At 63.0% G+C, this 6,493-nt stretch carries 9 protein-coding genes and 1 pseudogene; 6 read left to right on the forward strand and 4 right to left on the reverse strand.

Annotation, left to right across the window (positions count from 1 at the left end; translation table 11 throughout):
• The coding region (locus ABWP09_RS01930) for a bifunctional ornithine acetyltransferase/N-acetylglutamate synthase (RefSeq protein ID WP_353203479.1) at positions 1-898 on the reverse strand (898 nt) is incomplete at its 3' end.
• A gap of 150 nt (positions 899-1,048) precedes the next feature.
• Here ABWP09_RS01930 and ABWP09_RS01935 point away from each other — a divergent pair.
• Positions 1,049-1,216, forward strand: a complete 168-nt coding sequence (locus tag ABWP09_RS01935; protein ID WP_353203480.1) for a hypothetical protein — start codon at positions 1,049-1,051, stop codon at positions 1,214-1,216.
• 8 nt (positions 1,217-1,224) lie between these two features.
• Here ABWP09_RS01935 and ABWP09_RS01940 read toward each other — a convergent pair whose 3' ends face one another.
• Complete coding sequence (locus ABWP09_RS01940) at positions 1,225-2,514, reverse strand: MFS transporter (RefSeq protein WP_353203481.1); 1,290 nt, start codon at positions 2,512-2,514, stop codon at positions 1,225-1,227.
• A 147-nt stretch (positions 2,515-2,661) separates the two neighbouring features.
• On the opposite strand from ABWP09_RS01940, the gene pgsA reads away from it, so the two are divergent.
• The 3 genes from pgsA to ABWP09_RS01955 are packed head-to-tail and all read left to right on the forward strand — an operon-like array spanning position 2,662 to position 3,921.
• Complete coding sequence (pgsA, locus tag ABWP09_RS01945; protein ID WP_353203482.1) at positions 2,662-3,228, forward strand: CDP-diacylglycerol--glycerol-3-phosphate 3-phosphatidyltransferase; 567 nt, start codon at positions 2,662-2,664, stop codon at positions 3,226-3,228.
• A 4-nt stretch (positions 3,229-3,232) separates the two neighbouring features.
• Positions 3,233-3,490 (forward strand): MoaD/ThiS family protein, encoded by a 258-nt coding sequence (locus ABWP09_RS01950; protein WP_353203483.1) that lies wholly within the window; start codon positions 3,233-3,235, stop codon positions 3,488-3,490.
• The gene (locus ABWP09_RS01955) at positions 3,487-3,921 is read left to right on the forward strand and encodes a molybdenum cofactor biosynthesis protein MoaE (protein ID WP_353203484.1); all 435 of its coding nucleotides are present in this window, start codon (positions 3,487-3,489) and stop codon (positions 3,919-3,921) included. The genes ABWP09_RS01950 and ABWP09_RS01955 overlap by 4 nt, the downstream gene beginning before the upstream one ends.
• On the opposite strand, the gene ABWP09_RS01960 is transcribed toward ABWP09_RS01955, so the two are convergent.
• Positions 3,918-4,535, reverse strand: a complete 618-nt coding sequence (locus ABWP09_RS01960; RefSeq protein WP_353203485.1) for a fasciclin domain-containing protein — start codon at positions 4,533-4,535, stop codon at positions 3,918-3,920. The genes ABWP09_RS01955 and ABWP09_RS01960 overlap by 4 nt on opposite strands.
• A 76-nt stretch (positions 4,536-4,611) precedes the next feature.
• A complete protein-coding gene (locus ABWP09_RS01965) occupies positions 4,612-5,511 on the reverse strand; it encodes a LysR substrate-binding domain-containing protein (RefSeq protein WP_353203486.1) in 900 nt (299 codons plus the stop codon).
• Between the two features lie 144 nt (positions 5,512-5,655).
• Between ABWP09_RS01965 and ABWP09_RS01970 the strand changes: the two genes are divergently transcribed.
• Together ABWP09_RS01970 and ABWP09_RS01975 are read left to right on the forward strand one after the other, a co-directional pair.
• A complete protein-coding gene (locus ABWP09_RS01970; RefSeq protein ID WP_353203487.1) occupies positions 5,656-6,198 on the forward strand; it encodes a peroxiredoxin in 543 nt (180 codons plus the stop codon).
• A 135-nt stretch (positions 6,199-6,333) separates the two neighbouring features.
• Positions 6,334-6,493: pseudogene (locus ABWP09_RS01975) on the forward strand (alkyl hydroperoxide reductase); the annotation flags it as partial.

Genomic DNA, 6,493 nt, shown 5'->3' on the forward strand with positions numbered 1-6,493 from the left:
GCGCGCTCGCATCGCTCTCGGCACCGGTCACCGCGATCTCGATGAACTTCGACGCGCCCTCACCGTCGCGCACGACGAGGTGCGCGAGTTGCAGGCACAAGTCCGCCAACGCCGCGCGAAAGGCATCGGCCCCGGCATCCTCGGACGCGGTTAGCGGCGCATTGCCCGCCGCCCCGCTGGCGAAGGCAAGGACAGTGTCGCTGGTCGAGGTGTCGCTGTCGACCGTGATGCACGAGAAGCTCGCGCGGTTCGCTTCGGCGAGTGCTGCCTGCAGGAACACCGGATCGACCGCGGCATCGGTAAAGATAAAGCCCAGCATCGTCGCCATATCCGGCGCAATCATCCCTGACCCTTTGACGATGCCGACCAGCGTGACGGTGCGGCCATCGACGATCGCCGTGGTCATCGCGCCCTTCGCGAAAGTGTCGGTCGTGCCGATTGTGTTGGCGGCCTCCTCCCACGAGCACGGCGCGGCGGCGAAGGCGGCATCGAGTCCGGCCTCGGCCTTGTCGATCGGCAGCGGCACGCCGATCACCCCGGTCGATGCAACGAAGATGTCGGAGGGCTGGCACCCCAAATGCCCCGCCGCGCGCGCCGCGATCGCCTCGACCGCCGCGCGCCCGCGCTGCCCGGTAAAGGCGTTGGCGTTGCCAGCATTGACCACCATCGCGCGTGCTTGTCCCAGCACGAGGGCCGCGCGGCACCATTCGACCTCTGGCGAGGGGCATTTACTTTGCGTCGTGACCCCGGCGACGCTGGTGCCGGAGGCGAGCGTGATGAAGGTCAGGTCGCAGCGATCCCAGCTTTTATAGTGCGCGCGCGCGACATGCAGGGTGACGCCGGCGATCGACGGCATCGCGGGAAACGGGCGGGCGAGCGGAGAGGGGGTGTGCGGCATCCGGCAATCCAGACCTGTGGGGGGCAATCGGCGTGTCCGCGCGCTGACACGCGACCCGCGTTTTTGCAAGAAAACAGTGTCCCGGATTTAGACTTTGCTAACCATAAGAAGCACTGGCCGAAATCGTAAACGGTGCGTTAATTTGATGCCATGCAACACACCTTCCTCCCGACCGCGCCCGCCGCTCGCCACCCCTTTCGTCAGGCGTTGGTACTGACCCGGATCGAGCAAGCGCGGACGCAAGACGAGAACGACATTAAGCTGTTTGCGCTCGCCTTTTCGGCCTTCTTCATCTGCTTTTACACCTTCATCGGGTGAAGGCGGCGTCAATCGCAGGCGAGATGGAGTTTTTTGGCTAGCCAGGCGGCGATCGGGCTCATCACCGCCACCACCAGCAGCATATTCTCGGGCGTGACTCCGGAGAAGGACAGGCCCTGGACCACCACTGCCCCTGTCACCATCGCACCGGCATTGACAACATTGTTGGCGGCAACTGTTCGCGCGGTCTGGTCCTTGGTCACGGTCGTCGTCAAAAAGGCATAAAGCGGTACGACAAACATTCCGCCGCTGACCGCAATGCCCATCAGCACCAGCATTACGAGGATCGCCCGCGGGATTTGAATGAAGTCGACTAGATCGTACAGCGTTCCCGCTGGCGCCGCGGGCCATCCCCGACACAAAAGCGAGAAAGCGACGACGAAAGCGCCCATCACGAGGACAGCGGCAGGCCCGTAGCGCGCCGAGGTATGCCCTTTCAGCAACGCGTTGATCAGGACTGATCCGACCGCGACGCCGATCGAAAACAACGCGATCATAAGGGTGGAGACATGCTTGTCGGCGGTCAGCACATTCTTGGCCAGCGGCGGGAAGATGATGATGAGCACTGCACCCATCGTCCAGAAAAAGCTGATCGCGCAAATCGCCAGGAACAGGCGGCGGATGTGCATCGTGCCCGAAATCAGGCGCCACGACGCGGTGAACGGGTTGTAATCGATCTTCAGCGGCGGCCCCTCGCGCGGCGCGGTCGGTATCTGGAACGACACCGCCCACCCGATCATCGCGACGATGAGCACTGCGATCGCGGCGTGCTGCACCGCAAGGATTCCGGCGAGCACGGTGCCGAGCAGGATCGCGATATACGTTCCCGCCTCGACCAGGCCGGTCCCGCCGAGCACTTCGTCCTCGTGCAGATGCTGTGGCAAAATCGCGTATTTGATTGGGCCAAAGAAAGTCGAATGCACGCCGAGACACAGGACTGCGCCCAGCATCAGGCCCAGCCCGATCTGGGTCATGTCGTACAAAGCCAGCATCATCCCCCCGGCACCAAGTAGCATGATCGCGATTTCGGCAGTCTTCACGATCCGGATGATCCGGGCCTTGTCGTGACTGTCGGCCAATTGCCCCGACAACGCAGACAGCAGCACGAAAGGCAAGATGCCCAGCGCGGTCGCGATGGCGTTGAAATTCTGCTCGGTCTCGGCGCTGTTGTAAATGTGGTAGGTGGCAAACAGCACCAGGCTCGTCTTAAACAAATTGTCGTTGAAGGCCCCCAGAAACTGCGTCACGAAAAGTGGCAGAAAACGGCGCTCTTTCAGCAAGCCGAGCGCATTAAGCATGGTGTCGTCGGGGCCTCGAAATGACGGAACTGGCTCCGCCATAGACCAGTGGGGATAGCGCCAGCAACCCGCTTGTCACGATCCGTCGTGTCATTCGTTTGCAGCTGCGGGGTTTCGCCCGCGGCATCGCGCCGCTAGAGCAGGTTGGTGCTGACTTTACCCAATCTTCTAACCCTGTCGCGGATCGTCGCGGTGCCGTTGCTCGCCTGGTTTTTGTGGTGGCCGGGCTGGGCCGAAGGCTATGCGATCGGCTTCGTGCTGTACTGTCTAATGGGCATTACCGATTATTTCGATGGCTATCTTGCCCGCACCAAGGGGACCGTGTCGAAGCTTGGCGTGTTTCTTGATCCGATCGCCGACAAGATCATGGTCGCGGCGGTCATCCTGCTGCTGGTCGGCACGCGCGACGGCAGTCCGGCGGTAATTCAGGGCGTGCATCAAATCGCCGCGCTGATCATCTTGCTGCGCGAAATCGCGGTGTCGGGGCTGCGCGAATTCATGGCGCAGTTGCAGGTGTCGGTCCCGGTCTCGAAGCTGGCAAAATGGAAGACGACGCTGCAATTGGTCGCGCTTGGCGCGTTGATCCTCGGCGGTGCGGTGCCGCGCTATCCGTGGGTCGGGCAAGTCGGGTTGGTCGCGTTGTGGGTCGCAGCGGTGCTGACGGTGATGACCGGCTGGGATTATCTCCGCGCCGGCCTGAAACACATGGATTGAGTCCGTGGCCATCGAAATGGTTTATTTTGCCTGGGTGCGCGAGCGGATCGGGCATGGCGGCGAGACGGTCGATCCGCCGGTCGACATCGTCACGGTCGCGGGCTTGATCGATTGGCTGGCCGCGAGCAGCGCCGCACATTCGGCGGCGTTTGTCGACCGAACACGATTGCGCGCTGCGGTCGATCAGGTGTTCGTCGGGCTAGATGCGTCGGTCGTCGGCGCGCGCGAAGTGGCGATCTTTCCCCCGGTGACGGGCGGGTGATCACCGTTGCGTCAGCGCCGATCGACGCAGGCATCGAATTCGCGGCGATTGCAGCGACCGGGGCAGGGGGCATTGCCACCTTTGTCGGGCTGGTCCGCGCGGACGATGACGTGGCGACGCTGGAACTCGAACATTATCCGGGCGCGACTGAGGCAGCGCTGGCGATGCTCGCGGTTCAGGCGATGGAGCGGTGGGGGCTGATCGACGCGCGGATCACGCACCGCGTCGGCGTGATTGTCCCCGGTGATATCGTGGTTTTCGTCGGGACGGCGGCGGCGCATCGCGCAGCTGCCCTCAAGGCGTGTGCCTTTCTGATCGATAGGCTCAAGACCGACGCGCCCTTCTGGAAGAAGGAAACGCGCGGGGGCAATGCGATCTGGGTAGAACCGCGCGGCAGCGACGATGCCGCCGCCGCGCGGTGGAGCGATTAGCCGAGCTTCGGCAGAACCACGCCGTTCACGACGTGGACGACACCGTTCGACTGCTTGACGTCGGGGGTCTCGATGAAGCTTTTATTACCGTTGACGTCGGTCAACTGCACGGCGGTCGCGCTGACGTCGAGCGTCAGCGGCTCACCCTCGACTGTGGTCAGCACGACCTTGCCGCCGCTCGTCTTTGCCCGGGCCTGCAGATCGGCAAAGGTGATCGTGCCGGGCACGACGTGGTACGTCAGCACCTTGGCGAGAGTCGCCTTATTTTCTGGCTTGAGCAAGTTCTCGACCGTACCGGGTGCAAGCCGGGTGAATGCGTCATTGGTCGGCGCAAACACTGTGAACGGGCCAGGACCCGATAGCGTGGTCGCAAGACCCGCGGCCTTCACTGCTGCGACCAGCGTCGAGAGGTTCGGCGCTGTGGCGGCGTTGACCACGATCGACTTGGTCGCGTCCATCGCAACGCCGCCAACCATCGGATTTTGAACGGCGGCAGGTGCCGCTGCTGTCGGTGCGGCGGTCGTTGGTGCGGCGGTTTGGGCGGTTGCGGTCGCTGCGACCGAAAGGGCACCGGCGATCGCGGCGGTCAGGTACAAATTGCTTTTGGAAATCATGAGTTTCTCCACTCGAAACGAGCGCGTCCGGGTAGGACGACGTAGGAGAGATACGAGCGAGCGGCGATTTGGTTGCCTAGACCGCCTCGGCGAGCGCGGTCGCGAGCAGCTGAAAATCCTTTTCGCGCGGCGATCCGCGCCGCCACACGAGCGCAATCCGGCGCGACGGGTTGGCCGCGTCGAGCGGCCGCGCGACCAGCCCGGTATGATCGAGAATGCCTGCTTTCAGCGCCATCTCGGGCAGCATCGTCAGGCCCAGACCATTGTCGATCATTTGGACGATCGTGTGCAGCGACGTCCCCATCATTGTTGCCTCGGCGCGCAATTCGGGCCGGGCGCACGCCGATAGCGCATGGTCCTTCAGACAATGCCCGTCTTCTAGCAGCAACAGACGTGTTTCGTTGATTTCGCTCGACGGCATGGCGAGCGCGAGATTGCCCATTTCTCCGGGCTGTCCGGCGATGAACAATTTGTCATCGAACAGGATTTGCGACGCCACCTCGCCGCACGCATAGGGCAAGGCAAGCAGGACGCAATCGGCGCGCCCGTGGTGCAGCCCTTCACACGCCGGGCCGCTCGGCTCTTCGCGCAGGAACAGTTTCAGATCGGGATAATCGCGACGTAGGCGCGGCAGGATGCGCGGCAGCATGAACGGCGCAATCGTCGGGATGACGCTCATCCGCATTTCGCCCGAAAGCGGTCGTCCCGCCGCGCGCGCCATGTCGCCCAGTTCCTCCGCTTCACGCAGCACGCGGCGCGCCTTGTCGGCGATCCGGTCGCCAAGCGGCGTAAAGCGCACCACGCGGCGCGTGCGTTCGACCAGGACGACCCCGATCAGCGTTTCGAGTTCGCGAAGCCCTGCCGACAGCGTCGATTGCGTCACAAAGCACGCTTCGGCCGCGCGCCCGAAATGGCCGTGATCCTGCAACGCGGTAAGATATTGCAGTTGCTTCAACGTCGGCAAATAGGTCGCCATTTATCGCTCCAGTCGATCAGGCACCGATCAATAACCCATTGGATCGACAATCAACAGGCCTTATACCGGCCGCGACGAGACGGTAGAAAATACCGCGCGTCGGAGGATGTCGACGAGGCCCCGTTTCATCAGGAGGCCAGACTCATGCTTACTATCGGCGACACGCTCCCCGACTTCACCATTCCCGTCCAGCAGGGCGTATCCGCGCTTCCCGCTGGCGAAACGCTGAGCCAGGATGCGTTCCCCGGCAAGTGGAAGGTCTTGTTCTACTGGCCGAAGGATTTCACCTTCGTCTGCCCGACCGAAATCGTCGGTTACGCAAATCTCAAGCAAGATTTTGAAGATCGCGATGCCGTGCTGATCGGCGCATCGACCGACACAGCGCACGTCCACCTCGCGTGGCGCAAGTCGGACCCCGATCTGGCGGCAGCGGATTTCCCGTGGCTGGCGGATAACGGTGCGGTGCTCGCCTCGGCGCTCGGCATTCTCGACAAGAACGAGCATGTCGCCTTCCGTGCGACGTTCATCATCGATCCTGACAACATCATCCAGGCGGTGCAGGTCAACGGCCTGAACGTCGGGCGCAACCCCGCCGAGACGCTGCGCGTGCTCGACGCGCTGCAAACCGATGAGCTGTGTCCGTGCAACTGGAATAAGGGCGATGACGTCCTGAAGCTGGCGGCGTAACGAGCGCAAAATGTCCCTCCCGATTGCGGGAGGGGCCAGGGGAGGGGCGTGCCGTAATCGGAGCGCCCTTTTTCTCTGTCAGGCCCTCCCCCAACCCCTCCCGCAGGCGGGAGGGGAGCTAGAAAGTAGAACTCCATGTCACTCAAGGATTTTGCCGGGACGCTCCCGGATTTCGCCAAGGACATTCGGCTCAATGTCGGGTCGCTGCTCAACGAAGCGCATCTGCCCGATCAGCAGAAATTTGGCCTGATGCTCGCCTGCGCACACGCCACCGGGTACAAGCCGCTGGTCGATG

Source organism: Sphingomonas sp., assembly GCF_040398505.1.
Taxonomy (GTDB): domain Bacteria; phylum Pseudomonadota; class Alphaproteobacteria; order Sphingomonadales; family Sphingomonadaceae; genus Sphingomonas.

Coding starts and splice junctions, on each gene's coding strand:
- ABWP09_RS01970 (WP_353203487.1), top strand. CDS start 5,656: ATGCTTACTATCGGCGACACGCTCCCCGACTTCACCATTCCCGTCCAG.
- ABWP09_RS01960 (WP_353203485.1), bottom strand. CDS start 4,535: ATGATTTCCAAAAGCAATTTGTACCTGACCGCCGCGATCGCCGGTGCC.
- ABWP09_RS01940 (WP_353203481.1), bottom strand. CDS start 2,514: ATGCTTAATGCGCTCGGCTTGCTGAAAGAGCGCCGTTTTCTGCCACTT.
- ABWP09_RS01935 (WP_353203480.1), top strand. CDS start 1,049: ATGCAACACACCTTCCTCCCGACCGCGCCCGCCGCTCGCCACCCCTTT.
- ABWP09_RS01965 (WP_353203486.1), bottom strand. CDS start 5,511: ATGGCGACCTATTTGCCGACGTTGAAGCAACTGCAATATCTTACCGCG.